Source organism: Amycolatopsis sp. cmx-8-4, from assembly GCF_046548675.1.
Lineage (GTDB): Bacteria > Actinomycetota > Actinomycetes > Mycobacteriales > Pseudonocardiaceae > Amycolatopsis.
On record NZ_JAEBDZ010000005.1, the window covers coordinates 65,857 to 91,794 of the forward strand.

General features: G+C 73.0%; 23 protein-coding genes. 12 read left to right on the forward strand and 11 right to left on the reverse strand.

The features are described 5' to 3' along the window. The first annotated feature begins 58 nt into the window (after positions 1-58). From nadA to ACLJQZ_RS11860, 4 genes are all read left to right on the forward strand, one after another. On the forward strand, positions 59-1,072 hold the full coding sequence (gene nadA / locus ACLJQZ_RS11845) for a quinolinate synthase NadA (RefSeq protein WP_410620069.1): 1,014 nt from the start codon (positions 59-61) through the stop codon (positions 1,070-1,072). Next, on the forward strand, positions 1,069-2,712 hold the full coding sequence (locus tag ACLJQZ_RS11850; RefSeq protein WP_410620070.1) for an L-aspartate oxidase: 1,644 nt from the start codon (positions 1,069-1,071) through the stop codon (positions 2,710-2,712). The genes nadA and ACLJQZ_RS11850 overlap by 4 nt, the downstream gene beginning before the upstream one ends. Beyond that, complete coding sequence (gene nadC / locus ACLJQZ_RS11855) at positions 2,709-3,602, forward strand: carboxylating nicotinate-nucleotide diphosphorylase (RefSeq protein ID WP_410620071.1); 894 nt, start codon at positions 2,709-2,711, stop codon at positions 3,600-3,602. Before ACLJQZ_RS11850 ends, nadC begins: the two co-directional genes overlap by 4 nt. A 104-nt stretch (positions 3,603-3,706) precedes the next feature. After that, a complete protein-coding gene (locus ACLJQZ_RS11860; RefSeq protein WP_410620420.1) occupies positions 3,707-4,837 on the forward strand; it encodes a S8 family serine peptidase in 1,131 nt (376 codons plus the stop codon). A 184-nt stretch (positions 4,838-5,021) separates the two neighbouring features. Here ACLJQZ_RS11860 and ACLJQZ_RS11865 read toward each other — a convergent pair whose 3' ends face one another. The 6 genes from ACLJQZ_RS11865 to ACLJQZ_RS11890 form a co-directional block, all read right to left on the reverse strand. Continuing rightward, the gene (locus tag ACLJQZ_RS11865) at positions 5,022-5,387 is read right to left on the reverse strand and encodes a hypothetical protein (RefSeq protein ID WP_410620072.1); all 366 of its coding nucleotides are present in this window, start codon (positions 5,385-5,387) and stop codon (positions 5,022-5,024) included. Then, a complete protein-coding gene (locus tag ACLJQZ_RS11870) occupies positions 5,384-6,724 on the reverse strand; it encodes an alpha/beta hydrolase (RefSeq protein WP_410620073.1) in 1,341 nt (446 codons plus the stop codon). The genes ACLJQZ_RS11865 and ACLJQZ_RS11870 overlap by 4 nt, the downstream gene beginning before the upstream one ends. A gap of 76 nt (positions 6,725-6,800) precedes the next feature. Continuing rightward, positions 6,801-8,120 carry a WXG100 family type VII secretion target gene (locus ACLJQZ_RS11875; protein ID WP_410620074.1) on the reverse strand — a complete coding sequence of 440 codons (1,320 nt, stop codon included), beginning with the start codon at positions 8,118-8,120 and terminating at the stop codon, positions 6,801-6,803. Beyond that, positions 8,117-8,500 (reverse strand): hypothetical protein, encoded by a 384-nt coding sequence (locus ACLJQZ_RS11880; protein ID WP_247062789.1) that lies wholly within the window; start codon positions 8,498-8,500, stop codon positions 8,117-8,119. Before ACLJQZ_RS11880 ends, ACLJQZ_RS11875 begins: the two co-directional genes overlap by 4 nt. A gap of 100 nt (positions 8,501-8,600) precedes the next feature. Then, the gene (locus ACLJQZ_RS11885) at positions 8,601-8,903 is read right to left on the reverse strand and encodes a hypothetical protein (protein WP_072480751.1); all 303 of its coding nucleotides are present in this window, start codon (positions 8,901-8,903) and stop codon (positions 8,601-8,603) included. A 17-nt stretch (positions 8,904-8,920) separates the two neighbouring features. Beyond that, on the reverse strand, positions 8,921-9,265 hold the full coding sequence (locus ACLJQZ_RS11890) for a WXG100 family type VII secretion target (RefSeq protein ID WP_256475974.1): 345 nt from the start codon (positions 9,263-9,265) through the stop codon (positions 8,921-8,923). 436 nt (positions 9,266-9,701) lie between these two features. On the opposite strand from ACLJQZ_RS11890, the gene ACLJQZ_RS11895 reads away from it, so the two are divergent. Beyond that, positions 9,702-11,165 carry a class I adenylate-forming enzyme family protein gene (locus tag ACLJQZ_RS11895; protein ID WP_410620075.1) on the forward strand — a complete coding sequence of 488 codons (1,464 nt, stop codon included), beginning with the start codon at positions 9,702-9,704 and terminating at the stop codon, positions 11,163-11,165. Between the two features lie 159 nt (positions 11,166-11,324). Here ACLJQZ_RS11895 and ACLJQZ_RS11900 read toward each other — a convergent pair whose 3' ends face one another. Together ACLJQZ_RS11900 and ACLJQZ_RS11905 are read right to left on the reverse strand one after the other, a co-directional pair. Further along, positions 11,325-11,768: a YdeI/OmpD-associated family protein gene (locus ACLJQZ_RS11900; RefSeq protein WP_410620076.1), complete on the reverse strand. Its 444-nt coding sequence runs from the start codon at positions 11,766-11,768 to the stop codon at positions 11,325-11,327. A 57-nt stretch (positions 11,769-11,825) separates the two neighbouring features. After that, the gene (locus ACLJQZ_RS11905; protein WP_410620077.1) at positions 11,826-12,503 is read right to left on the reverse strand and encodes a S1 family peptidase; all 678 of its coding nucleotides are present in this window, start codon (positions 12,501-12,503) and stop codon (positions 11,826-11,828) included. A 208-nt stretch (positions 12,504-12,711) separates the two neighbouring features. Here ACLJQZ_RS11905 and ACLJQZ_RS11910 point away from each other — a divergent pair, with 208 nt between their 5' ends. Further along, positions 12,712-13,203, forward strand: coding sequence for a hypothetical protein (locus tag ACLJQZ_RS11910; RefSeq protein ID WP_410620078.1), 492 nt, complete (start codon positions 12,712-12,714; stop codon positions 13,201-13,203). A gap of 4 nt (positions 13,204-13,207) precedes the next feature. On the opposite strand, the gene ACLJQZ_RS11915 is transcribed toward ACLJQZ_RS11910, so the two are convergent. Together ACLJQZ_RS11915 and eccCa are read right to left on the reverse strand one after the other, a co-directional pair. Beyond that, positions 13,208-14,896 (reverse strand): arabinofuranosyltransferase, encoded by a 1,689-nt coding sequence (locus tag ACLJQZ_RS11915; protein ID WP_410620079.1) that lies wholly within the window; start codon positions 14,894-14,896, stop codon positions 13,208-13,210. A gap of 223 nt (positions 14,897-15,119) precedes the next feature. Next, complete coding sequence (eccCa, locus tag ACLJQZ_RS11920; RefSeq protein ID WP_410620080.1) at positions 15,120-19,046, reverse strand: type VII secretion protein EccCa; 3,927 nt, start codon at positions 19,044-19,046, stop codon at positions 15,120-15,122. Between the two features lie 141 nt (positions 19,047-19,187). On the opposite strand from eccCa, the gene ACLJQZ_RS11925 reads away from it, so the two are divergent. Genes ACLJQZ_RS11925 through eccD form a run of 6 tightly spaced genes read left to right on the forward strand, consistent with a single transcriptional unit; the run spans position 19,188 to position 24,653 of the window. Beyond that, entirely contained in the window at positions 19,188-19,964 is a 777-nt protein-coding gene (locus ACLJQZ_RS11925) for a WXG100 family type VII secretion target (protein WP_326947363.1), read from the forward strand. A gap of 40 nt (positions 19,965-20,004) precedes the next feature. After that, entirely contained in the window at positions 20,005-21,090 is a 1,086-nt protein-coding gene (locus ACLJQZ_RS11930; protein WP_410620081.1) for a hypothetical protein, read from the forward strand. 3 nt (positions 21,091-21,093) lie between these two features. Further along, a complete protein-coding gene (locus ACLJQZ_RS11935) occupies positions 21,094-22,458 on the forward strand; it encodes a WXG100 family type VII secretion target (RefSeq protein ID WP_410620082.1) in 1,365 nt (454 codons plus the stop codon). Next, positions 22,452-22,925, forward strand: a complete 474-nt coding sequence (locus ACLJQZ_RS11940; RefSeq protein ID WP_326947367.1) for a hypothetical protein — start codon at positions 22,452-22,454, stop codon at positions 22,923-22,925. The genes ACLJQZ_RS11935 and ACLJQZ_RS11940 overlap by 7 nt, the downstream gene beginning before the upstream one ends. Continuing rightward, positions 22,922-23,242, forward strand: a complete 321-nt coding sequence (locus ACLJQZ_RS11945) for a YbaB/EbfC family nucleoid-associated protein (protein ID WP_247062813.1) — start codon at positions 22,922-22,924, stop codon at positions 23,240-23,242. Before ACLJQZ_RS11940 ends, ACLJQZ_RS11945 begins: the two co-directional genes overlap by 4 nt. Positions 23,243-23,279: 37 nt before the next feature. Continuing rightward, entirely contained in the window at positions 23,280-24,653 is a 1,374-nt protein-coding gene (eccD, locus tag ACLJQZ_RS11950) for a type VII secretion integral membrane protein EccD (protein WP_410620083.1), read from the forward strand. Positions 24,654-24,720: 67 nt separating this feature from the next. Here eccD and ACLJQZ_RS11955 read toward each other — a convergent pair whose 3' ends face one another. After that, positions 24,721-25,854 (reverse strand): type VII secretion protein EccE, encoded by a 1,134-nt coding sequence (locus ACLJQZ_RS11955; protein ID WP_410620084.1) that lies wholly within the window; start codon positions 25,852-25,854, stop codon positions 24,721-24,723. Positions 25,855-25,938: the final 84 nt, after the last annotated feature.

The window sequence follows — 25,938 nt, forward strand, 5'->3', positions numbered from 1 at the left end:
GACTTCGCACGGTTTTCGATTATAAGGCGAAAACCGGAGAAAGGTCCAGGAGGGCCAGATGACCACCACGTTGGTTCCGGAAGGTCTCACGCCGTTCGGCGGCGTCGAGGCGAACGCGGCCTGGGCGGAGGAGGTGCGGCGCCTGGCGAAGCAGCGCGACGCGGTTCTGCTCGCGCACAACTACCAGCTCCCGGAGATCCAGGACATCGCCGACCACACCGGCGACTCGCTCGCGCTCAGCCGCATCGCGGCGAGCAGCGACGCGTCCACCATCGTCTTCTGCGGCGTCCACTTCATGGCCGAGACCGCGAAGATCCTGGCCCCGCAGAAGACCGTCCTGATCCCCGACGCGCGGGCCGGCTGCTCGCTCGCCGACTCGATCACCGGCGCCGAGCTGCGGGCCTGGAAGGCCGAGCACCCGGGCGCCGTCGTCGTCTCCTACGTCAACACCACGGCCGAGGTGAAGGCCGAGACGGACATCTGCTGCACGTCCTCGAACGCGGTCGACGTCGTCGCGTCCATCCCCGCTGACCAGGAGGTTCTCTTCCTGCCGGACCAGTTCCTCGGCGCGCACGTCAAGCGCGTCACCGGCCGGGACAACATCCACGTCTGGGCCGGGGAGTGCCACGTCCACGCCGGCATCAACGGCGCGGAGCTGGCCGAGCGCGCGGCCGAGGACCCGGAGGCGGACCTGTTCATCCACCCCGAGTGCGGCTGCGCGACGTCGGCGCTCTACCTGGCCGGCGAGGGCGCGGTGGCGCCGGAGCGGGTCAAGATCCTCTCGACCGGGGACATGGTCCACGAGGCCCGCGCCACCTTGGCCAAGACCGTGCTGGTGGCCACCGAGATCGGCATGATCCACCAGCTGCGCAAGGCCGCGCCGGACATCGACTTCCGCGCGGTGAACGACCGCGCGTCCTGCCGGTACATGAAGATGATCACCCCGGCGGCGCTGCTGCGGTGCCTGCGCGACGGCCTGGACGAGGTCCACGTCGACCTCGAAACGGCGTCCCGGGCACGCGCTTCGGTGCAGCGGATGATCGAGATCGGGCAGCCCGGCGGCGCCGAATGAACACGCCGGTTAATGACCCACAGGCGAAAACCCCGGTCTGGGAAGCGCGCGCCGACCTGGTCGTGATCGGCAGCGGCGTCGCCGGGCTGACCGCGGCGCTGCGGGCCCAGGTGCTCGGGCTGCACGTCCTGGTGGTCACCAAGGCGGCGGTCGCGGACGGCAACACCCGCTGGGCCCAGGGCGGCGTCGCCGTCGTCCTGGAAAACGAGCACGACCTCGACGACTCGGTGGAGAAGCACGCGGAGGACACCTTCACCGCGGGCGCCGGGCTGGTCGACGAGGTCGCCGCCCGCTCGATCCTCGACGGCGGACCGGCCGCGATCGCCCGGCTCCGCGCGGACGGCGCGACGTTCGACTCGTCCGGAGACGGCTTGCTGGCGCGGACCCGCGAGGGCGGGCACAGCGCGTTCCGCGTGATCCACGCGGGTGGCGACGCCACCGGCGCCGAAGTCGAGCGCGCCCTGGTCGCGCAGGCCGGCCAGGCGCGGGTGCCGGTGCTCGAACACCACATCGCCGTCGACGCGCTGCGCACGCCCGGCGGCCGGGTCGCCGGGGTCACGGTGCTCGACCGCAACGGCGTGCCCGGGGTCGTCCGGGCGCCGGCCGTCCTGCTGGCCAGCGGTGGGGTCGGGCAGCTCTACCAGGCGACGTCGAACCCGGAGATCGCCACCGGCGACGGCCTCGCGCTCGCGCTGCGGGCCGGGGCGACGGTGGCCGACATCGAGTTCGTCCAGTTCCACCCGACGGTGCTCTACACGCCGGGCGCGCGCGGCCGCTGCCCGCTGGTCACCGAGGCGGTGCGCGGCGAGGGGGCGACCCTGGTCGACGGCGCCGGCGCGTCCGTGATGCACGGCGTGCACCCGCTCGGCGACCTCGCCCCGCGCGACGTCGTCTCGGCGGCGATCACCCGGCGGATGCTGACGGCGCCGGGCGGCGTCGACGACCACGTGTTCCTCGACGCCACCGGGATCGCCGGGTTCGCCCAGCGGTTCCCGACCGTGTTCGCCGCGTGCGCGGTGCTGGGCCTCGACCCGGCCCGCGACCCGATCCCGGTGACCCCGGCGGCGCACTTCTCGTGCGGTGGCGTGGTGACCACTGTGGACGGACGCTCGTCGGTGCCCGGTCTCTACGCCGCCGGCGAGGTGGCGCGGACCGGCCTGCACGGCGCGAACCGGTTGGCGTCCAACAGCTTGCTCGAAGGCCTGGTCGTCGGGCAGCGGGTCGCGGAGGCCGTTTCGGCGGACCTCGCGGCCGGGCTGCTGGCCGATCCGTCGCGGGGGCGGCTGCCGTCGTGGACGACCGCGCCGACGGCCGAGCGCGACGCGCTGCAGCGCGTGATGAGCCGGTACGCGGCGATCGGCCGGGACGCCGACGGCCTGGCGGCCGCCGGATCCGTGCTCGACCTGTCGACCCAGGACAGTCCATTGTGGACGCACGCGGCCGTCGAAGACGCGGCGCTGACCGTGGTCGCGCAGGCGTTGCTCACCGCGGCCGACCGGCGCACCGAGTCGCGCGGCTGCCACGTGCGGACCGACTTCCCCGCGTCGGCCGAGACCTGGCGGCGCAGCCAGCACATCCGGCTCAGCCTCTCCGGTCAGCCGGTGCTGGCCGACCCGATCCCCTTGGAGGGCGTGGCATGACTTTCCCGATCTCCGAACCGGTCCTGCGCTTGATCGCCGCGTCGGGCCTCGACGTCGAGGACGTGACGCGGGTGGTCACGACGGCGCTGGGCGAGGACCTGCGGTACGGGCCCGACGCGACGACCGCGTCGACCGTGCCCGCTGACGCGATCGCCGTCGCCGAGCTGACCCCACGGGTGGCCGGTGTGGTCGCCGGGCTGCCGGTCGCGCTGGCCGTGTTCGACATGGTGCTGGGCGACGAGTACGAGGTGCTGGCCGGGCGCGAGGACGGTGACCGGCTGGTGGCGGGGGAACCCGCGCTGGTGCTGCGTGGGCCGGTCCGGGGGCTGCTCACAGCCGAGCGCACGGCGCTGAACCTGCTGTGCCACCTCTCCGGCGTCGCCACCGCGACGGCCGCCTGGGTGTCCGAAGTGGACGGTACCGGCGCGGCGATCCGGGACTCCCGCAAGACGTTGCCGGGGCTGCGGCTGCTGCAGAAGTACGCCGTCCGGTGCGGTGGCGGGGTCAACCACCGGCTGGGGCTGGGTGACGCGGTGCTGATCAAGGACAACCACGTCGTCGCGGCCGGTTCGGTCACCGCCGCGCTGGAAGCGGCCCGGGCGCACGCGCCGGAGCTGCCGTGCGAGGTCGAGGTCGACTCGCTTGCGCAGCTGGAAGAAGCGCTGGCGGCCGCGGCGGACGAGGTGCTGCTGGACAACTTCACGCCGGAGGAATGCGCCCGCGCGGTCGCGCGCCGCGACGACGTCTCCCCGAAGACGCGGCTGGAATCCTCTGGTGGCCTCACCCTCGACCGTGGTAGGGCCTACGCCGAGTCCGGTGTGGACTATCTGTCCGTTGGCGGGTTGACGCACTCTTCGCCCGCGTTGGATCTCGGCATGGACCTTCGCTGAACGGTGTTTCCCCGGTAGACTGCCGGTGGCGGAAGTCCTTTTCCGCCACCGGCTTTCTGGGGGTTGGGGTGCGGTTTCCGGCGGTGCTCGCGGTGGCGGGCCTGATGCTGACCGCGTCACCCACGCTCGCCTTCGCGGCCCCCGAAGCCCAGTGCGCCAACCCGTCCGGCACCTACACCGGCGGCGTCCCATGGGGGCAGCGGCTGGTCGACCCGGCGCGGCTCTGGCCGCTGACGCGGGGTGCGGGCCAGCTGGTCGCCGTCATCGGCACCGGCGTCGACGGGCAGAACACCCAGTTCGCGCCCGGCCAGCTCGAAGGCGGCGGCGGCACCGAGGCGTCCGACTGCGACGGCCGCGGCACGATCGCGGCCGGGATCGTCGGCGCGCAACCGGATCCGTCGACGACGTTCGCCGGCGTCGCGCCCGGCGCGCACCTGCTGCCGATCCGCTACACGCAGGCGAACGGCTTGTCCAACGACGGCGGTGACCCGGGCGCGCTGGCCGGCGCGATCGACACGGCGGTGGACCGGCACGCGGGCGTGATCCTCGTGGCCGTCCCCGCAGCGTTCGACAGCCCGGCGCTGTCCGGCGCGGTCGCGCGGGCGCGGGCGGAAGGCTCGGTGGTCGTCTCGGCGGCGACGGCGACCCAGCAGGGCGCCCGGACGTACCCGACGGCGACGTCCGGGGCACTGGGCGTCGGCTCGGTGAACCAGGCGGGCGAGCCGGTGCAGACCGAGGCGGGCGACTACGTCGGCGTCGCGGCGCCGGGCGCGGAGCTGGTCAGCACGTCGGCCGGCGCGGGCGGCGCGGTCGCGCACCGCTGGCCGGTGACGGACCCGGGCCTCGCGGCGGCGTACGTCGCGGGCGTCGCGGCGCTGGTCCGCGCGTACCACCCGGACCTGACCGGCGACCAGGTCGTCACCCGGCTCACGTTGACCGCGCACCGCCCGCCTTCCGGGGCACACGACCCGCGGCTGGGCTGGGGAGTCCTGGACGCCTACGCTGCCGTCTCCTCGACCCTCCCCGCCGACGTCGCGCCGCCCGGCTCGGCCGTCGCCCCGGCCCCCGGCCCGGCGGTGATCCCGGCCGCGGCCCCGGCCCGCCCGGCCTCGAACGTCGCGGCCGGCACGATCGCCCTGGCGGGCGTCGCCTTCGCGGCCGCGGCCGGGGTCACGGTGGCCGCGGTCCGCCGGGCCCGCCGTCGGGGCTGGCGCCCCTCCCGCTTCACCCCGTAACCCGTGTCGACCCTCCAATCACGAGTGTCGTCTCCTCAATCACCCGAGTCGGCTTTCCCATCACGGGCGTCCTGAACCGGGAGGGCGAACTCGCGTGCCTGGAGGGTCGGCTCGTGTGATCAGGAAGCCGACTCGTGTGATTAGAGGGTCGACACTCGTGTTTGGGAGGTCGACACGAAGTGGGTCAGGCGGGGACGGGGCGGGTCGAGCCGATGATCGCCACCGCGTGGCTGGCTCGGGCGACGTGGACGGTGAAGTCCGCGCCTTCGCGGCTGAAGCGGGCGATGAGTTCGCGGGCCGTGCTGCGGTCGTGGGCCTGCCAGCCGCGCTCTTCCAGGGACGGGAGGATCACCTCGGCCAAGCGGCGTTCCGGCTCGCCCGTGTGCTCCAGGCGGACGCCGTACTGCCAGCACAGCAGGTTGCCGGGCCGGGTCGGGTCGCAATCCAGTTCGCCGTCGACCGTGGGGTCCGCGGGCGAGCCGAAGACGGCCGCGACACTGTCGATCACGCCGGTCAGCTCACCGGCCAGGCGGTCCAGTTCGACGCTCATCGCAGCACACCTCCGTCGTTGAGGAACTCGACGCCGTTCTCGAGGATGCCACGCGGGTCGAAGGTGCCGTTCGCGGTGGTCGGGCCGCCGGTGATGACGCGGTAGATGTTCGTCCACGACTCCGAACCCGGCTTGAGCACGTCGCTGTGCGACGACAGGCCCCACATCTCGTTGCCCGCCGCGTCGCGCCCGGTCTCCAGGTCGGTGACGCCGGGGAAGGTGTCCGGGTCGGCGCCGTGGCCGATGCCGGTCCACTCGAGGCCCCACGCGTTGCCCTGGGCGACCTGGATCGGGTCGAGCGGCGCGGTCATCGAGAACCGCTGCACGCCCGCCTGGCTCGCCGGCAGGTCCGCCGGCGACCAGACGCCGTGGCCCATGCCCGCCGACTCGACGTGCAGGACGCGGTCGACGTCGAGGCCCTGCGTCTCGGCCAGCCCGACCGTCGCGCCGCCGTAGCTGTGCCCGATCGCGGTCAGCGTGACGTCGGAACCGGCGTGGCTCGCGATCTCGCCGCGCAGGTCGTCGGTGAAGTGCTTGAGGTCCGGCGCCATCGTCTGCGCGTAGCTCGCGTCCGGCCCCTGCACCACCGGGTTCTGCGGGAACACGCCGTCGGCCCAGACGACCATCGCGGTGCGCCCGGTCGGGTCCGCGGCCACCAGGCTGCGCCCGAGGCCGGCGTAGGCGTCGAAGTTGGACATCTGCGTGTTGACGCCGGGCACGAACAGCCCGACGTCGCGCGTGCCCGGCTCGATGTGCCCGACCAGCTCGGCGATCCGGCCGTTGCCCGACGGGTCGAACTTCAGGATCTGCCGGTTGTTCGCGAGGATGTCCTCGTACAGCTTGATCCGCGCCTGGGACGCCTTGATCGCGTCGGCGTCGGTGAGCTGCGCGAGCCGTGAACGCTCGGCGGTCAGCGCGTCGGCGACCAACGCGTGGTTGGACGCGATCGCCTGGCCCCACGCGCCGGTGTCGGCCGCGCCGCCGATGCCGGCCGGGTTTCCGGCCTTGGGCAAGGGATCCTCGGGCAGCAGGGCCCGGTACATCGCGGCGACCTGCGCGTCGGCCCGCCGGTACCCGGCCGCCGACTCGGTCAGTCCACTTTGGAGCTTCTTGGCGAGCGTGACGTCGCCGGAGAGCTTCGAGCCCAGCTCCGTCATCGTCTTCTCGAACGTCTTGGCCGCGGCTTTGGACGCGTTGACCTGCCCGAAGGCCGCGGCCGGCACCTTCTCGCCCGCGACGGCGGACTGCGCCGAAGACAGCGCTTCCGCCCGCGTGCCGTACTCTCCCGCCGCCGTGTCGAGGCGAGCGGGGGCCACGCGATACCCGGCAGCCGTCACGGCCCGCCTCCGTTCTGCAGCAAGGGGTCGTGAGTGCGTAACAGTGTTAGAACACTGTTACGCACTCACGACCGGGTCAGTAGACGTCCGGCTCTTCGCCGATCACCGGCGGCGCGACCGGGGCGGACTGACCCCAGACGTTCTCGGTCTCCACCAGCCAGGCCGGGATCCGGCGGCCGGAGCCCATGTCCCCGCCGCCGCCCATGCCCATCGGCATCATGGGCATCATCGGCATCGCGCTCTTGGCGGCCGCCGCACCGGCGGCCCCGACCGCGCTGCCGGCCAGGCCGCTGAGCGCGTTGCCCGAGCCGCCGTCGCCGGCCAGGCCGGAATGCGCCGCCGGGGCGTCCGCGCCGCCGCCGGCCGAAAGGCCGCCACCGCCCGGGATGCCGCCGCCGATCGACGGCGCGTCGCCCCCGCCGATCGGGATGCCGCCCCCCGCCCCGCCTTCGACGCCGGCACCGCCGCCGAGCTTCGTGCCGGGCGCCTCGTCCTTGTTCTCCTTGGGGTCCTTGCCGGACGCCCAGCCGGGCACCTTCGGCATGATCGAGCCGAACCGGCCGAACGCGGCGGCCGAAGCCGCGGCGAGCCCGGCGGTGAACATGTCGCCGAACAGCGGGTTCGACGTCGGTGCGGTCGTGCCGGGCTGCTGCGTGGTGCCGTCGGCGCCGGGCAGCGGGTGCCCGTCGGTCGGCGTGACGACGACGCCGGGGTCGGTCGTGCCGTTGCCGACGAGCCCGGGCGCGCCGGCACTGCCCGCGCCGCCGCCACCGGCGGGCGGGGCGACCGGCGTCTCGACGGCGTTCGGCGACGCCGGGATCGAGTCCTCGGCGACGCCGTACTCACCGGCCAGTGTGGTCATGACCGCGATCGCCTTGCCGTGCGCGGATCCCGCGGCGTTGGCGGCGGACTGCTGCGCCTCGACGTTCGAGATAGCTTGCTGGCGCTGCTGCGCGGCGGCCTGCATCACGGCGGGCGAGGCGTCCGGCGGCAGCAGCGGCGGGTTCACCGCGAGCGCGACGTCGGAGGGGGAGACGTCCGGCACCGAAACCGGCGGCGGCATCTCCTTCTTGGCCTTCACCAGCGCGTCGGCGGCGTCGTCGAGCATCACGTTCATCGCCTCGGCGGTCTGCGCCACCTTGGCGATGCCGTTCGCGAGGTCGACGATCATGTGCTGGTACTGGTCGGCGGCGCCACCGGTCCACTGGTCCTTGAACTCGGTGAGCTCGGAGTTCAGGTTGTGGGCCTGCTCGTGCAGGTGCAGCGAGGCGGACTTCCACTTGTCGGCGGCGTGCCGCGCGCTGTTCGGGTCGCCGGCCTGCAGCATCGCGTACAGCTGCTGATGGCTGTACGCGGCGAAGTTCGTGTGGGCCGTGGTGTCGTGGTGGTGGGTCATCCCTTGCTCCCGTCACTGTGCCCGAGGCCGAGCAGGCCGAGCACCGGGTCCAGCAGGCCCGTGACGGCGCCCGAGCTGTGCAGGTCACCGGCCACCGACTGGTCGGCGTTCGCGTAGCCGTCGGCGACCGTGTTCGTGACGTCCTGCGCGAACCCGATCGCGCTGCGGACCTGGTCGAGCAGGCCCTGCATCTCCGACACCGCGGCGCGGTTGGCGTCGGCCAGCGACCCGGCCTCGCCGAACTCGCCGAACAGCAGGGGCTCGTCGCCGAGGGTGAGCAGGAAGTCGTTCGGTTTGGACATCGCCTGGATCTGGGTCTCCAGCTCCCGCACGAAGTCCTTCAGCGATTCCAGGTGGACGTAGTACGACTGGTCGTGCATCGGATCCCGTCTCTGTCCGCACGTGGGGGATGAGGGAAAGCCGGTCGGCCGGTGCGAGCGGGGGGTTTCCCGCACCGGCCGACCGACGTCTGGGCGCGGATCAGCCCGCGAACAGTCCCTGGTTGCGGTTCTCCAGCTGCTGCTGGAGGTCGTGGGCCTCGCCGACCTTGCCGCCGAACTGCGCGATGATGGCGACGATGTCCGCGGTGGCCTGGCGCAGCCGGGTCTCCGACTGGCGCGCCGCGTCACCGGCGGAGCTGCCGGAGGCGTACCAGGTCGCGGTGATGGGCTGGAGGTTCTGGTGCAGCTGCTCCAGCTGCGAGGTGAGCGCCTTGGCCTTGGCGGCCAGGGACGCCGAGCTGTGCTGCAGCGCGGCGAAGTTGATTTCGACGACGTCGGCCATCGGTACGTCCTCTCAGGTCAGGGGTTGAGGCGGGGGATCACGCCCGAGCCCTCGAGGGTGTTGCCGACCCCCTGGAAGCTCTGGTGGACGTCGGAGTCGCCGCGGCCGTAGTTCGCGTGGCTGGTGTGGACGAGCTGCGACATGGTGTCGAGCTCCTTCACGGCCGTGGTCATCTTCTCCTGGAGCCGGCGCTGGAGGTCCCAGAACGCCACGGCCTGGTCACCCTTGTAGTTGCGCAGGGCCTCGGTCAGCTCGGACTCCAAGCTGGCCATCGTGGACTTGGCGTTCGTGGCGGTTTCCTCGAAACCCTGGACGGCGCGCGTCATAGCAGCGGAATCTGCCTGGAATCCCGGACTGGACATCGACGGGCCACCTCCTTCCTGAAGCGAATTTCCCCTGGCGCGGTGATCCGCGCGGTGTGAAAGTCACGCTAGAAAGAAGGGAGGTGTGGTCAAACGGCACAACTGCCGGTCGTGCTGACGGCACTATTACCCACAGCGGCCCGGCAGGCCCCGCCCCGGCCCCGGGCGGGGGCGCGCTCCAGTGCCCGTCGTGACCGTCCCGGCCAGGCTGTATGCCATGGCAGACAAGGGAATCCGCTGGTCACGCTCCGGTCGTGGCACCGCCCCCTGGTCGTGCTCGCCGGAGCACGGCGCCGCAGTGCGCGGCGTCGGTGCTCGGGCTGCTCGTAGATGATCGCACGGTGGTCAACACGCCGATCCGGCTCCGGGTGGTCTCTGCCGAAATTCTGAGATCCGCCCGGTAGACCCGGGGGCCCCGGACGGAAGGCGGCCCGAGATGGTCCACCCGCACGCTCTGCTCACCGAACTGGACCGCGCGCCGGACGTGCCCGCGTTCGAGCGGGGGGACGCGGTGACCACCCGGGCGTCGCTGAAGGAGCTGGTCGGCCGGTTCACCGCCGGGCTGCGGGCCGCCGGGGTCGGGCCGGGCGCCGGCGTCGGGATCGCCACCGCCGTCACGCCCGAGGGCTTCGCCGCGATCATCGCCGCGCACGTGCTCGGCTGCCGGGTCGTCTGCGTGCGGGCCGGGCTGCCGGTGCCGCAGCTGCGGCACATCGTCGAGGACATCGACGCGCTCGTGGTCGACGAGGCGACCGAGTCGCCCGAGCTGCTGGGCACCGTCGCCGGCGCGCTGATCCTGCGGATCGGGCCGGAGCTGCTTGCCGCGTACGAGGAACCGGTGCCCGACGGCCGGCCCGAGGACATCGCGACGGTCGTGTTCACCAGCGGCAGCACCGGCGTCCCGAAGGGCGTCGCCTTCGACTACCGGGCCCTGAGCGAGGGCCGCGTCTGGCGGGCCCCGGTGCCCGGCTCGGCCCACGAGAAGCTCGGCGCGGGGTTCAGCCGGTTCCTGCTGTTCGGCACGCTCTCCAGCGCCGTGATGCTCGAACAGCTGGCGCTCTGCCTGCTCTCGGGCGGCACGGCCGTGATCCCCGACGGGCTCCCGGACTTCCCGTGGATCCTGCCGCGGCTGCGGGTGAGCGCGGCGCTGATGACCGTGCCGCGGCTGCACCAGGTCCTCGACACCCTGCGGGCCGAGGACGTCGACCTGAGCGACCTGCGGACGCTGATCGTGGCCGGGTCGCCGGTGCCGCCGCACAAGCTCGCCGAGGCGGCCGAGCTGATCGGGCCCGCGATGCACCACGCGTACGGCCAGACCGAGACCGGCATGCTGACGGTCTGCGGCGCGGACGAGGGGCCCGGGTCGGTCGGGAAGGCGTGCGACACGGTCGAGATCGAGGTCCGCGACGCTGACGGGGCGGCGGTGGCCCAGGGGCGGGAGGGCGAGGTCTGGGTGCGCACGCCGTCGGCGCTGGCGGGCTACTGGCGCGACGAGACCACGACAGCGGAGGTCCTGCGCGAGGGCTGGGTCCGCACGCAGGACCTCGGGCACCTCGACGCCGAGGGCTACCTGCACCTGTCCGGGCGCGCCCGCGACGTCGTGATCGTCAACGCGATCATCCACTACACCGGCCCGATCGAGCACGCGATCGCCGCGCACCCCGACGTCGACCAGGCGTACGTCGTCGCGGTGCCGGACGCGCTGACCGGTGAGGCCGCGGTGGCGTTCGTGGTGCCGGTGCCGGGGCGCTCGCCGGACCTGGCCGAGGTGCGCAAGGGCGTGGCGGCCGAGCTGGGGGAGGCCGCCGTGCCGGCGCGGTTCGAGCTGGTGGACGCGGTACCGGTGGCACCGTCGGGGAAGCCGGACAAGGCGGCGCTGCGGGCGTCCATTGTGGACTAGAAGTGGGTGTCGACGCCGAATTCTTCACGCAGGGCCCGCATGTCCGCGAGGTCGCGCCGGCCGGCCCGCCTCATGCGGGCGCAGGTCGGACGTCCCGAAGTAGCGGCGCCCCGGCCGGGGCCAGGGTTTCGAGCACCCGCAGGACCGTGCGGGCGTCCATCACTTCCCGGCGCGCAGGTCCGTGACGACCTTGGCGATCCGCCGTTGCCGGGTCTCCTCGGTCTTCGCCTGCCCGATCGGCAGCACGAACCCTTGCTTCCGGCTGTAGGACAGGCTTTCGAACCGCTTCTGGGCTTCGGGATCGGCGGCCAGCGCGGCGGCCAGGTCGTCCGGGATCGCCAGCTCGCGCGGGGCGGTGTCGAGGACGATCTCGACGTCGACGTCGTCCCCCGCCGCGACCCCGGCCTGCTCGCGGTTCTCGGCGCTGAGCGGCGCGAGGAACTGCCCGCCGCGGCTCGCGACCGTGGTGCGGTAGCTGTGGCCGCCGAGGGTGACGGTGACCGCGGGCTTCTTGCCGGCGCCGAGCGCCTCGACGACGTCGTCGGGCACCGGCAGGCCGGTCGCCGTCTTGCCGCCGAGCAGGACCGTGGTGCGGAACTTCATGGGGCGAGTATGCCCCGCGCCGGCCTCCCGGGCGGTGAGGCCGGCGCGGGGCGCGTGTCAGACGCCGGCCGTGGTGCGGATCCAGCTGCGGCTCGACGCGATGCTCGCGTAGTTCTGCGTGCCCTGCGGGTTCGAACCGGAGTTGTTGCCGGTGGAGCAGACGCCGACCTGGACGCCGTTGTAGAGCTCCGGGCCGCCCGAGTCGCCGTGCCAGGCCGAGCCGTTGACGCCCTGGCTCGCGATGGCCGTGCCGCCGAAGGCGTCTGTGCTGGTGCCGGTGACGCGGACGTTGGCGGTCTTCAGCGTGCTCGACGGCGGGCTGGTGCCCTGCGTGCGGCCCCAGCCGTAGATCTGGTTGGTGGCGCCGGCCGGCGGGTTGCCGGTGCCGAGCTTCATGAAGGTGGTGTTCACCGCGGTCGTGAGGTGCAGCAGCGCGACGTCGCCGTTGGGCGAGGCCTTCTGCTGGTCGACGACGGCGTTCGTACCCTGCTGGAGGGTCACGTTGCCGACCTTCACGTGCATGCCCGGCGAATTCAGGCAGTGCTGGGCGGTGAGCACCCACTGCGGGGCGATGATCGTGCCGGAGCACTCGAACCCGCCGTAGGTGGTGACGTTGTTCCAGTAGATCTGCGCGCCCCACGGCGCGGAGGAGACGGTGCTCCCGCCGATGATGTCCTCCTGGGCGCCCGCGACTCCCGCGGAGACCAGACTCAACGCGGCGGCAGCGGCACCCACGGCGGCAGCCGCCCTCGAAGCCCTCGACATTCGCATGAAAATGCCCTTCGGCCTGGTGATCCGTCCCGAGCGGGACGATCAGCCCAAGGTAAGTTGCGCCGGAATTTTCCGAAACCTACCGAAGTCGGAAAGTCGTCGACGGTGAATGTGCTCCGGCCCGGTGGCCGGGACGGGCTAGAGTGCCCGCGGCCACGCACGAGGGGGAACCATGGCGGCACCGGAGCACGACCCGGAACTGTTCGACGAGCCGATGCGCACCGAACGTCGCCGTCGGCCGGTCAGCCGTGTCGCGATCGCGGCGCTCGTGGTCGGGCTGATCGTCTTCGCCGCCTGCATGGTGTGGTGGCGGCAGCCGTTCCGGGAACAGCTGCCCGCGGGCGAAGCGCACGGGCTCGACGTCACGGCGGGCCAGTGCTTCTGGTCTCCGACGGGCACGGGTGAAGTCGACGTGCTGCTGACGCCCTGCACCGAGCGGCACACCGCCGAGGCGTTCGCGGTGCTCCCGCTGGCCGAGGGCTCGATGCCCGACGTCGGCGTGTCCTACCAGCCGATCCTGGACCGCTGCCAGGCCGCCGCCCGCCCGATTCCCGGCGTGCGCGTCCAGGTCATGACCCCGATCTCGGTCAGCGGTATCGGCGGCAAGCCGCGGGCGGTCTGCTACTACCGTTTCGCGGTCGAGATGACCGCGCCCGCGCGCTGAGGGGTCAAGCCGAGCCGCAGTACCGGGCCTTCACCGGGTCGGGGTCGTAGCGCAGGCCGGTGCGCTCGAACGCGCCCGCCAGGTTGTCCCGGAAGCGCTCGAACGTCCACGGTGCGCGGACCGAGTCCAGCATCTCGCGCACCTCCGGGCAGGCCAGCGTCCGGCGGATCGCCGCCAGCCGGTCCGGCGGGAAGCCGGCCGGGGTGCCGATGCCCTGGTCCGCCACCGTCCAGATCGGGCCCGCGTACTTGTCGTGGCCGACGCGGCGGCCCGGGTACGGCGTCATGTGCGCGGCCAGCGGGTTCGTCAGGCCGATCGGGTCGTGGACCGCCACGTCGAGGGGCAGCAGCAGGCCCGGGCCGCCGATGTTGAAGAACATCCCGGTGCTGTGGCCGGCCGCCGACGGGTACGCGTGCCAAGAACCGTCGTCCCAGAAGAGCACCGGGCCCGGTTCCGCCGCCAGGTGCGGGCGGATGCGGTCGGCGATCGCCGTGAACTGCGTGAAGTCCTTGGCCAGTACCGGGTTCGTGTGGCCGCTGGCGACGACGTAGCTCGCGCGCTCGTCGGCGATTCCCGTCGCCTCGTCGAGCGGCGCCGGCAGGTCGGCGTAGGCGGTCCGCAGGTCGCCGGCGGCGATCAGGGCGTAGGCGCCCAGCGCGGCCACCGGCAGCGCCGATGCGCGGGTGAGCCGGACCGTCATCACCGGCAGCAGCAGGCAGAACAGCGCCGGCAGCAGCATCCGGGCGTGCATGAAGTCACCGCCCATGCGGACGACGTACAGCGCTAGGCCGAGCCCGGCCACCACCGGCACCGCGCACACGACGACCACTCGGCGGTCGAAGGAAAAGCGCCGGAGAAGCGCCGCCACCGCGCACAACGCCAGCGGGATCCACAGGAGGTACGGCGTGAAGAAGTCGTCCAGGTACGCGAAACCCTGGTCCCACCGCACCCTCGACGCCTCCTTCACCAGCGCGGTGTTCGGCGTCAGCAGGCCGTAGTAGCCCATGCGGAACACCTGGTACGCCACCGGAAGCGCCGCGCCGGCCGCGAGCCAGGCCGCCGCGGCCCGCCGGCCCCGCCACTCCAGCACGAGCAGGCCGATCCCGGCGAAGACGCTGAACAGCAGGAGATCCGGCCGGACGAGCACGCCCAGGCCGGCCACGACGGCCGTCGTCCACAGTGGACCGGACGGCTGCCGACGGGCGCGGCGGACCAGCAGCCACCACGTGCCGCCCAGCCACAGGAGGATCAGGCCGGTCTCGAGCCCGGACGTCGCGAAGTCCCGGAACGGCGGCAGCGCGAGCACGACCAGCCCGCCGGCCGGCAGGGTGAACCCGCCGCTGAGCCGGCGGGCGCCGTCGAGGGCCAGCAGTAGCCCGGCGGCCGAGCAGACGAGCCCGGTGACCACGGCGACCCATTCGAGCGGGACGCCGGGGACCCAGCCGAACGCGGCCAGCAGGTACGTCCAGAGCGTGCTGGTGTTGGCTTCGACGCGCTCGCCGACGTTGAAGACCGGCCCGTTCCCGGCCAGCAGCTGCCGCACGGTCCGCAGCACGATCAGGCCGTCGTCGCTCATCCACCGCCGATCCCAGGCCGCGGCGGCGAACCCGGCCACGGTGAGCCCGAGCGTGACGCGGTTGACGAGCCGCCACGGCGAGACGGCGGCGGGTTCCTCGACGACCACGGTCTTCACGGACAGCTCCCTGGGGAAGACGCCGGCGACCGCGCGCGTCCGGGAAGCCGGCCGCGCCCGCGGTGGCGCAGGCCGGGAACTGTAGCGGAAAACGGCCCCGGCCAGGACGCCCGCGGACGGCCAACACGCCGACCGGAGCGGCCAACACGCTGACCGGACTGGCCAACACGCTGACCGGAGCGGCCAACACGCCCGGACGGCGTCGGCAGGCGATCCGCCGCGGTCAGGACTCCACGGGCTTGGTCCACGCGACCTGCACCAGACCCGTGCCGTGGCGGCGCGAGACCAGCGTTCCGCGGCCCGGCGGCTGCGGTGACGGCTTCACGTCCGACAGCAGCGCGCCCTCGTCCTTGGTGCCCGACATGATCAACCCCGGCGAACCCAGCTCCCGCAGCCGCTGCAGCACCGGCTCGAACAGCGCGCGCCCGGCGCCACCCGAACCGCGGACGATGATCACGTGCAGGCCGATGTCCCTGGCCTGCGGCAGGAACTCCAGCAGCGGTTGCAGCGGGTTGCGGCCGACCGTGGCCACCAGCTCGTAGTCGTCCACCAGGACGAACAGCTCCGGTCCGCGCCACCACGAGCGGTTGCGCAGCTGCTCCGGCGTGACCGAGGGGCCGGGCAAGCGGTTGCGCATCGCCGTGGCGCAGTCCGCGATCAGCTCCGTCAGCTTGCCTTCCGCGCCCGCGTAGCCCAGCAGGTGCTCCTCGGAGATCGCGCCGAGCAGGCCGCGGCGGTAGTCCGCGACGATGATCGCCGCTTCCTCCGGCGTGTACGCCGAGGTGATGCCGGTCGCGATCGCCCGCAGCAGCGAGCTTTTGCCGGACTCGACGTCGCCGAAGGCCACGAAGTGCGGGTCCGCCGCGAAGTCCAGGTACACCGGGCGCAACGTCGACTCCGCGATGCCCAGCGTGACCTGCTTCCCCGGGCCCGCGGCCAGCGTGTCCAGCGGCACCTCCGGCGGCAGCAGCCGGACCTGCGGCGCGCGCGGGCCCTGCCAGGCCTCGTTGATCCGGCGCGTGAGGTCGACGCCGCCCGCGCCGATCGTCTCCGGGCGCTGGTCCGCGTCGATCCGCGGCAGCGCCGCGAGGAAGTGCAGCTTCTCCGCGGTGATGCCGCGGCCGGGGCGGTCGGCGGGGACGTTGATCGCGACCTTGCGGTCGATCGAGGAGTCCATCGGGTCACCGAGACGCAGCTCGAAACGCGTGCCGATGGCGTCGCGCAGCTGCGCGCGGACGCCGATCCACTGGTTGAGCGAGACGATCACGTGGATGCCGAACCCGAGCCCGCGCGCGGCCAGCCCGGTGATCTGCTCCTCCAGCTGCTCGTACTCCTGCCGGATCGTGGTCCAGTTGTCCACGAACAGGAAGACGTCGCCGAACTCGCGGCCTTCGGTGCTCTCGGTGAACTCCGCGCGGCGCTGGCGGAACGTCGTGATCGACTCGATCCCGTTGGCGGCGAAGAACTCCTCGCGCTGTTCGAGCAACGTCGTCAGCTCGGCGACGACGCGGCGGCAACGCTGGGCGTCGCGGCGGGTCGCGTAGCCGGAGGTGTGCGGCAGCCCGGCGATCGGCGCGAGGGCACCACCACCCATGTCCAGCACGAACAGCTGCACCTCGGCCGGGGTGTGAGTCAGCGCGAGCATGCCCGCGATGTCCTTCATCAGCGTCGACTTGCCGGTCTGCGGGGCGCCGACGATCAGCGCGTGCCCGCCCGCGCCGGAGAAGTCGGCCCACAGCATGTCGCGGCGCTGCTCGAACGGCTTGTCCACCAGCGCGACCGGGACCGTCAGCTTCCCGTTGCCGCCCCAGCCGAGCGGGCACAGGCCGCGCGCGGCGTCCTCGCCCAGCGGCGGCAGGAGCTGGTCCAGCGTCGGCGGTTCGGCCAGCGGCGGCAGCCAGATCTGGTGCGCGGACGGGCCACGGCCTTCCAGCCGCGAGAGCATCGCGTGGATGATCGTCTCGCCGGTGCCGTCGGCGGCCGGCGCGTCTTCGACTTCGGTCGTCACCGGGATCTCGACCGGGGCCAGCGAGAACGGCAGCACGCCCAGTGCCTGGCCGTCCTCGCGCACGACCGTGCTGCGCGGCGGCAGCTCACCCGAGACGTAGGCCGCTTTGAGCCGGATGAGCGTGTCGGTGTCGGCCTTCAGGTAGGCCGACCCCGGCACCGGCGGCAGGTGGTAGGCGTCGGCGACCCCCAGCACCGCGCGGCTTTCCGCCGCGGAGAACGTCCGCAGGCCGACGCGGTAGGACAGGTGCGAGTCGAGCCCGCGCAGCCGGCCCTCCTCCAGCCGTTGCGACGCCAGCAGCAGGTGGATGCCGAGCGAGCGCCCGAGCCGGCCGATCGCGACGAACAGGTCGATGAACTCCGGCCGCGCGGAGAGCAGCTCGCTGAACTCGTCGATGATGACCAGCAGCGACGGCAGCGGGTCGAGCGCGACGCCGTCCGCGCGGGCCTTCTCGTAGTCGCGCACCGACGCGTAGTTCCCGGCCGCGTGCAGCAGCTCCTGCCGCCGCAGCAGCTCGCCGTTCAGGGCGTCGGCCATCCGGTCGACGAGCGCGAGGTCGTCGGACAGGTTCGTGATGACGGCGCAGGTGTGCGGCAGGCCGGTCATCCCGGCGAACGTCGCGCCGCCCTTGAAGTCGATCAGCGCCAGGTTCAGCGTCTCCGACGAGTGCATCACGGCCAGCGCCGTCACCAGCGTCCGCAGCAGCTCGCTCTTGCCGGACCCGGTCGCGCCGATGACCAGGCCGTGCGGGCCCATCCCGCCCTCGGCCGACTCCTTGAGGTCCAGCTCCACCGGCCGGCCCTCCGGGTTGATGCCCAGCGGGATCCGCAGCCGGTCCCGGGCCGCGCGCGGCGCCCAGGTCACGGCGGTGTCGGTGTCGCGCGGGTCGCCGATGCCGAGCAGCCCGGACAGCCCGAACGTCGCCGACATCGGCTTCTCGCCGGCGACGGCCGCGGGCGTGTGCAACGGCGTCAGCATCCGGGCCAGCGCTTCGGCGGCGCCGCGGTCGAGCACGTCGGGGCGGCCGAGGAAGCCGAGCCGCTGCTCGGTGGCGTCGCCGACGACCATGCCGAGCGAGTCCGGCGTGGTGTGCAGGCTCAGCAGCTTCTCGGTCGAGTACGTCCGCGGGTGCTCCGCGCCGACCTCGATCACCGTGACGCCGAGCCGGCCGTCCACGCCGATCAGCCGGGGCTCGCCGTGGGCGTTGCCGCCGTCGACGACGACCACCAGGTGCGGCAGGTCGAGCTCGCTCGCCGCGCGGCGGCTGAACACCGGGCGCTCGCCCAGGTCCGGGCCGAGCAGCTCGGCCAGCGCGGCCGCGTTGTCGGCGGCCAGCCGCCGCGAGCCGACGGCGTCGGACGCCGTCGCGGCCGTCGCGTGCGGCAGCCACTTCAGCCACTCCCAGTCGTGCTGGCGATCCGGCGACACGCACAGCGCGAGCCGCAGGTCGGAGGGGGAGTGGAAGGTGGCGAGCTGGCACAGCAGCGCCCGCGCCAGGCCGAGCACGTCCGGCCGGCGCCCGGCCAGGCTCACCGCGGCGAACGACCGCAGCGACAGCGCCACCGGCAGCCCGTCGACCGTCGAGTAGGTGCGGATGAAGTGCTTGAGGCTGGTCGAGGACACCGGGTCCAGGTCCTCCAGCGGCACGGTCTGCGGCGCCTTCAACGGCGTCGCCAGCCGCTGCGGCCCGGTGCCCGCGCGGACCTGCGCGAACTGCCCGTCCGTGCGCCGCCGGTCCCACAGCTGCCCGGTCTCGACGTAGGCCCACAGGTCGGCCGGGTCCGGCTGGACGGCGACCATCGCGGCGCGCTGGCCGTCGGCGATGTCGCGGACCTGGCCGCGCAGGCCGGTGAGATAACGCTGGTAGTCGCGGCGCTCGTCGTTGATCTGCGCCTTCTTCGCCATCCCGCCGCGGCCCAGCGACATCACGACCATGCCGCCCATGGCGCAGATGAACAACGCGCCGAAGATGTAGGTCATCACCCCGCCGTCGCGTCCGATGTAGACGAACGACATCGCGCCCATGCCGAGCATCATCGGCAGGAACATCATCAGCTGCATCATCCCGCCGGACGAGCTCTTCGGAAGCATCGGCGGCGACTGCAGCACGATCTCGGTCGGGCGCTCGGGCGTAAGGCTCATGCGGCGAAAACTCCAGATCGGGACGGCTCTGCCCGGTATTTTGGCCACTCACCGCCCGCTCGCGGTGGGTACTTTTGCCGTCCGCCCGCTTCCGGGGACGAACTTACGCTCTGCCGAGCAGCCATCCGCGGAAGGAGAGCCATGGCCGGCGAGTACCGGGCGGAGCCCGAGGCGATGCGCTCCGCCGTGGGCAACGTCGGTGGCATCATCGCCCACGGCATCAACGCCGTGGCCGATCTGGAACGCCTGGTCGTGCAGCCGACGTCGTTCGCGACGTTCGGCAGCGCGGTCGCCGCCGCCAACGCCGCCCTGCACTCCGGCCAGATCACCGCGGTCCGCACGCTCCTGCAGCTGTTGCAGCAGATCAACGGGCTCGTCAAGGCCAGCGCCGACGCCTACCAGGCGGCGGACCAGGACGTCGCCACCGGCTACGGCGGCGGCACCGCGACCGGCGGGGCGACACCCCCCGCGTCGATCTGGGGGAACTCGCACGCTTCCGAGCTCGCCACACTGGCGATCAACGACAGCGCGGGCGCCCACGGCGAGCCGTCGTCGGTCGGCAACGTCCTGCGCTACCTCGGCGACGCGGACCTCGGCAAGCTCGGCGACCACCCGATCACCGACACCCGCTTCCACGGGGTCGCCGACTTCAACGACTGGCTCGCCGGCGACGCCGACAACCAGGCGCGGATGGGGCTGATCGAGGTCTACGCGGGGACCGCCCGCACGTTCTCCGACGTCCCCGGCGGCGTGCACAGCGGGGACGTCGTGGTGGTCGAACCGCTGCTGTTCTCCGACCGCCAGCCGGTCATCGGCGTCGCCGGCGACGGCGGCCGCCTGTACAACCACGGGCTCCTCGACGCCCGCATCAGCGGACTGGCGAAAGTCAGTGTGTACCGGCCCGCTTCCGTCGTCTGAGCTGTGTTTCCCGCCCGATGAGACTTTGTGAGGTCGTCCGATGCTGACTTTCCCGAACTCCAGCGCGATGGACGCGACCGCGTCCTCGGGCGGGCCGATCACCATCCTGCCGCAGATCGTCACCGGCCAGCCGGAGCAGATCGCCCAGCACGTGCTCGACCTGGTCAAGAAGGCCGAGCAGTTCCTGAGCATGTACACCGAGCTGTCCAAGGCCGCCGACCAGCTCGGCAAGATCTGGTCGGGCGCGGCGAGCGAGTCGGCGCTGAAGAAGATCACCGACTCCCTCGACCAGCTCACCAAGATCATCGGCGTGGTCCAGAAGGGCGCCGAGCTGCTCGGCATCTCCGGCACGCTGATCAAGACCGCGCAGGAGGCCTACCGCGCGGTCGTCGCCGCGGTGAACCCGACGGTCGCCTCGCTGATGTCGAACCCGTGGACCTACGGCGCGGCGGTCGCTTTGTCGACCGGGACGAGCGCGTCGCTGCGGGCCTTCATCACGTCGATCGGCGCGCTGCTCAAGGCGCTCGGCGCGACCGACCTCGCCCAGCAGATCACCCAGCTGGCGACGGTCATCGGGGAGATCGAGAAGCTGTTCCACCACGACACTCCAACCGCGGGAGCGACGACGCCGTCGGCCGGGACCACCCCGGTCACGGCCCCGCAGGCCCCGTCGTCGGTGGCGAGCCCAGCCGGGCAGCAGGCGGTGGCGGGCGGGAGCGGCGGGGGGATCCCGCAGCAGCCTTCGTTCACCGACTACACCCCGCCCGCGCTCGCCACCGGCGGCGGTTCCAGCACCGGAGCGACCGGGGCAACGACGCCGGTGACGGCCAACGGCACCCCGCTCGACCCGTCGAACAGCTGGATCGCGGTGGACCCGGCCCAGCACGGCGCGACCGTGCCGACCCAGCCGGCGCCGGTCACCCAGCCCGTCACCCAGCCCGCCCCGGTCACCGGCGGCTCCGGCGCGATCGGCGGCGCGAACGAAGTCGTCATCCACACCAACCTCACCACCGGGGAGTCCACTGTGGAGGCTCCGGGCGGGCAGGACTTCGACGTCGACATCAACCTGGACTACAACGGAAAGCACTTCAGCCAGCACGTCGGCTACGACGCGGCGGGGAACTAGCCGATGTGGGGCTCGGGGGTCGTCGACGCGTCGGGCGTGGTCAGCTCCGTGCTGTCCGGGTACCGGCAGGTCCTCGTCGAGTGCCAGCGGCGCGTCACGGGTGACCCGGGCGCGCTGAGCGCGGCGTCGCAGCGGGTCGCCACCCAGGCCTCGACGGTTTCGGGCAAGGCCAAGGAGATCGACGAGTCCGCGAAGACGCTGCACGCGGACTGGGACGGTGACGCCTACACCGCGTTCGCCACCGCGGCGCAGAAACTGGGCGGGGAGCTGACCGACGCCGCCACGAAGCTCGACGACCAGGCGAAACGGCTCAGCACGGCGGCGCAGCTCGTGCAGTCCGCGAAGGCCGCCGTCGACTCGGTGCTCGCGCAGTTCGACCAGTACGCCCAGCAGCTGACCGCGCAGGCCCGCGCGGTGAACTCGGCCTCGGTCGGCGCGTTCATCCAGGCCGCCCGCCAGCTCGGCGAGCAGAGCGTCCAGGCGGCGCGCCAGGTCGTCGACGAGTTCTCCGACGCGCTCGCCGAGCTGTTCCCGCCCGAGGGCACCCAGCGGCTGGAGTACAAGCTGGGCAAGAAGACCGCGGGCCCGCTGGGCTGGCTCAACGGCAGCCCGCTCGACGGGCGCAAGCGGCCGCGCGACGCGCCGTCGTGGTTCAAGAACTCGGGCTGGAAGAAGCTCACCTGGGACGGCCTGGAGGGCACGCGCGCGCCGAAGAAGGCGGACACGCCGTTCGGGCAGCCGAAGCCCGAGGGGCTCAAGGACAAGCTGGGCAACAACACCGAGATCACCTACTACAAGTTCAAGCAGGACCAGGACGGGCTCACCCCGGAGTACGACGGGAAGATCACGTCGAAGGGCTGGGACGTCGGCGCGTCCGGGCACACCGAGCTGGCCGCGGTGAAGGAAGAGGGCGAGCTCAAGGGCGACTGGGGCGTCTCCTCGGCGCACGCCAAGGGCACGCTGTTCGCGGGCGGCGAGGCCAGCGCGTCCGGCACCCTCGGCGCGCACGGCGTCGGCGCGCACGCGAACGTCTTCGTCGGCGGCAAGGTCGAGGGCGAGGTCGCCGCGGACGTCGCCGGCATCGGCGTCGGCGCGAACGGCACGCTGCAGTACGGCATCGGCGCGCAGCTCGACGCCCAGGCCGTCTACGACGCCGGCCACCTCAAGGTCAACTTCAAGGCGGGCGCCGCGCTCGGCTTCGGCGCCGGCGTCGGCGCGAAGATCGATATCGACCTGCCGAAGGTCGGCCACACGATCAGCGAGTACGGCGGCGCGGCCGCCGACTACGTCGGCACCGCGGCGCACGACGCCGCCAACGCCGTCGGTTCCGCTTGGGACGACGCGGTTTCGTCGGTGGGGGCGTGGTGACTCTTCCCCTGGACTTCGTGATCCCCGACGGCTGGACGGCCGTCGACCCCGGCGACTCCGGCGCGGTGTTCGTCGCCGTGCACGACGCGCCGGCCGGTGAGTTCGTCCCGAACATCACGGTGAGCGTGCAGCAGCGGCCCGACGCGAAGTCGATCGACGACATCGCCGCCGAAGCCGTCGAACGCCTGTCTCTCAGTTCGGCCGGGCTCGACGTCCTCAGCCACCGGGACGTCGGCGCCCCGGCCGCGCCCGGTGTCATGCAGCTGCTGCGCCTGCGCACCGGCGAGGGCACCGAGCTGATCCAGACCCAGGTGCACCTGACCGTCCCCGGCGCCACGCCGGAGCAGCGGCTGGTGCTCGAGCTTGCCTGCACGGCCGCGCCCGCGACCGCACGGGCGCTCTCACCCGGTTTCCAGCGGTTCGTCGGCAGCGTCCACGTCCGCCAGCACGAAGGGAGACAACAGTGACCGATCCGTACGCGGTGCCGGACATGGACGAACTGCTGGCGCAGGTGCGCAAGCAGACCGAAGAGGTCCAGCGGATCCAGCGCACGGTCGAGGCGATGGAGGTCAAGGCGCACTCGCGGCAGAACGAGGTCACCGTCACCCTCCGCGGCGACGGCCGGTTCACCTCGATCGACATCGACCCCCGCGCGATCCGCGAGTACGACGCCCGTAACCTCTCGGAGATCGTGCTGGAGGCGGTGAACGCCGGGCTCACGAAGCTCGCCGAGGCGTCGAACGCGAAGTTCGCCCCGGTCATCTCGGCCGCCAAGAACATCTGATGACCGCCGACGTGTTTTTTCCCGCGGAGGCGCCACGATGACCGCCGCCGCAATCACGGGGACAACCCGCCGGGTCACCGTGGTCACGCCGCGAGCCCGGGTGGACGTCGCGCTGCCGCAGCAATCGACGTTCGCCGAATTGGTGCCACAGCTGGTGCGGCTGGCCGGAGCCGCCGGGCAGGCGTCCGCGGACCACCCCGGCTGGGTGCTCTCCCGGCTCGGCGGGGCGCCACTCGCACTCGGCCTGAGCGTCGCCGCGGCCCAGATCCGCGACGGCGAAGTCCTCCACCTGACCCCGCGGGAACGCCCGCGGGGTCCGCTGCTGTTCGACGACGTCATCGATTCGATCGCCAGCGTCGCCGACTCGAACGGCGGCTGGGGCCCGTCGGTCGCGCGGCGGTCCGGGCTGGTGGCCGCGGTCGTGCTGCTGCTCGCGGGCGGGCTGCTGGTGCAGGCCGCGGCGTCCGGCAGCGTCCTGGCCCCGATCGGTACCGGGCTGCTGGCGCTGGTGCTGCTCTTGGGCGGCGGCGCGCTGAGCCGCGCGTACGGCGATGCCGAGGCCGGCGCGGCCGGGTCGCTCGCCGGGGTCGGCGTCGCGCTGCTGGCCGGGATGTCCGTGCTGCCGCCGCACCCGCTGTTCTCGCTGTCGGCGGGCCCGCTGGCCGCCGGGTTCGCCGCCGTGACGATCTACGGCGTGCTCGCGGCGGTCTCGGTCGCCGACCGGCTGCCGTGGTTCGTCGCGATCACGGTCGCGGCCGGCTTCGGCGCGGTGACGACCGGAGTCGTGCTGCTGGCCGGCACCACTCCGGTGGCGGCCGCGGCGGTGGCCGCGGTGCTCGCCACGGCGCTGGCCGCGGTGGCCCCGATGCTGGCGCTGCGCCTGGCGCGGCTCCCGCTGCCGCGGGTGCCGGAGGACATGGAAGCGTTCCGCGCCGACGAACAGCCGTCACTGGGCGACGAGATGTTCGGCCGGACGTCCCGCGCCCAGGCCGTCTTGACGGGCCTGCTGGTGGCGCTGGGCCTGGTGGTCCTGTTCTCGACGGTGGTCCTGGCGACGGGCGGCCCGTGGGACGCCGGGCTGGCGGCGGTGCTGGGCCTGGCGTGGATCCTGCGGTCGCGGTCGTACGCGGGGAAGACGCAACGCCTGGTGCTGGTGGGTTTCGGCATCACGAGCCTGGTCGTCGCGGGCGCCTGGCTGGTGGCCTCGGGCAACCGCACGGCGATCTTCGCGACGGGCTGCGCGGTGGTCCTCGCCGCGGCGATCTGCCTGGCCTACGCCACGCGAGTCGCCCGCGGCCTGCGATCGCCGTACTGGTCCCGGCTGCTGGACGTCTCGGAGTTCCTGGTGCTGCTCTCGCTGGTCCCGTTCGTCGGCATGATCGCGGGAGTCTACGAAGCCGTCCGCGGCTGACGCTGGTCCCAAGCCGTGAATGGCACATCGAGGGACTCAGGGTCCCTCGATGTGCCATTCACGGCTTTCAGGAATCCAAGGCCAGCGGGAGCGTTCGGCGGACTCCGGCGCCGTGCCGGCCGTGCAGCGGGACGGCCGAGTGGCCCGGTGACGGCACCGGCTTGCCGGGACGGCCGCCCACCCGGATCGTCAGCTCCTCGTGTTCCTTGCCCGCCGCCGTGCGCCGCAGCGTGTACGACGTCGCCGTGAAGGCCGCCTCCGGGACCGAGACGTCCAGCGTCCGCACCGAACGCGGCATGAAGCACATCTGGCTCGCGTCGCCCCACGTCCACGCTCGCCAGTGGTCGGCCTGCGCGGCGGACGGACCCTGGACGCCCAGCGCCACCCGCAGCTCCTGGCCCAGCTCGCCCGCCTCCAGCACCGTGCTCGGGTAGCCGGCCTCGGCCAGCTCGCCCATCAGGCTCAGCGCCGCCGACGCCGTGCTGCGCAACGCACCCAGATCGCCGCCGCCGCGGGCCAGCGCCGCGATCGGCGCGAGGTCCGGGCGGTAGCGCACGGCCAGCCAGCGCACGCGCAGTACCTGGTCGCCGCGCGGGACGGCCCACGTCAGCAGCTGCGCCGACGCCAGCGGGACGTCGGTGCGGCGGTAGGCCGCGCGCAGGATGTCCACCAGCGCCGCGGACGAGGGCGAGCCCGACCCGGGCGTGAGGCGCACCAGCGCGCTCCACCCGCCGTCGACCTCGGCGACGCCGAAGCGGTTGCCCGCGCGGTCGACGTGCTGGCGCACCTTCACCGGCCCGGCGACGCGCATCAGGGGGTCCGGACTGCCGGCGGTGCGGGGGGTCCGGGGTGGCGAAGCCCCCCGGCGTGGGGTGCGGGGGCCGGCCCCCGCGAAGGCGCTGTCTTGGCGGGTGTCGTGGCGCCGCAGCCGGTAGGCGATCCACGTCAGCGTCCAGCCGGCCGGGTGCCGCCCGGCGAACCGCACCGACGTCAGCAGTACCACCAGCCCGGCGGCGGCGCTGACGCCGATCCGGACGGGCTGCGCGAGGCCGCCGACGGTCCACGCGAGCAGCGCGGCGATGGCCGCGATCTCCCACACCGCGGCCTGCAGCGGCCGGATCGGCAGCAGCCAGGGCAGCGGCGCGCGAGCGGGTCGCGGCGGCGCCGGGCGGACGGCGGATTCAGCGGTTCCGACGGACACAGGTTCCCCTTTCCCCGGTCCGGGACGCTAGTACCTCCCCAGATACGGCGTGGGCGTAAAAATTACCCTCGCCGTGTCCGGATC

Coding starts and splice junctions, on each gene's coding strand:
- ACLJQZ_RS11885 (WP_072480751.1), bottom strand. CDS start 8,903: ATGGCCGACGTCGTCGAAATCAACTTCGCCGCGCTGCAGCACAGCTCG.
- ACLJQZ_RS11900 (WP_410620076.1), bottom strand. CDS start 11,768: ATGAAGTTCCGCACCACGGTCCTGCTCGGCGGCAAGACGGCGACCGGC.
- ACLJQZ_RS11890 (WP_256475974.1), bottom strand. CDS start 9,265: ATGTCCAGTCCGGGATTCCAGGCAGATTCCGCTGCTATGACGCGCGCC.
- ACLJQZ_RS11850 (WP_410620070.1), top strand. CDS start 1,069: ATGAACACGCCGGTTAATGACCCACAGGCGAAAACCCCGGTCTGGGAA.
- ACLJQZ_RS11860 (WP_410620420.1), top strand. CDS start 3,707: ATGCTGACCGCGTCACCCACGCTCGCCTTCGCGGCCCCCGAAGCCCAG.
- ACLJQZ_RS11930 (WP_410620081.1), top strand. CDS start 20,005: ATGCTGACTTTCCCGAACTCCAGCGCGATGGACGCGACCGCGTCCTCG.
- ACLJQZ_RS11935 (WP_410620082.1), top strand. CDS start 21,094: ATGTGGGGCTCGGGGGTCGTCGACGCGTCGGGCGTGGTCAGCTCCGTG.
- nadC (WP_410620071.1), top strand. CDS start 2,709: ATGACTTTCCCGATCTCCGAACCGGTCCTGCGCTTGATCGCCGCGTCG.
- nadA (WP_410620069.1), top strand. CDS start 59: ATGACCACCACGTTGGTTCCGGAAGGTCTCACGCCGTTCGGCGGCGTC.
- ACLJQZ_RS11895 (WP_410620075.1), top strand. CDS start 9,702: ATGGTCCACCCGCACGCTCTGCTCACCGAACTGGACCGCGCGCCGGAC.
- ACLJQZ_RS11910 (WP_410620078.1), top strand. CDS start 12,712: ATGGCGGCACCGGAGCACGACCCGGAACTGTTCGACGAGCCGATGCGC.
- ACLJQZ_RS11875 (WP_410620074.1), bottom strand. CDS start 8,120: ATGACCCACCACCACGACACCACGGCCCACACGAACTTCGCCGCGTAC.
- eccD (WP_410620083.1), top strand. CDS start 23,280: ATGACCGCCGCCGCAATCACGGGGACAACCCGCCGGGTCACCGTGGTC.
- ACLJQZ_RS11880 (WP_247062789.1), bottom strand. CDS start 8,500: ATGCACGACCAGTCGTACTACGTCCACCTGGAATCGCTGAAGGACTTC.
- eccCa (WP_410620080.1), bottom strand. CDS start 19,046: ATGAGCCTTACGCCCGAGCGCCCGACCGAGATCGTGCTGCAGTCGCCG.
- ACLJQZ_RS11865 (WP_410620072.1), bottom strand. CDS start 5,387: ATGAGCGTCGAACTGGACCGCCTGGCCGGTGAGCTGACCGGCGTGATC.
- ACLJQZ_RS11925 (WP_326947363.1), top strand. CDS start 19,188: ATGGCCGGCGAGTACCGGGCGGAGCCCGAGGCGATGCGCTCCGCCGTG.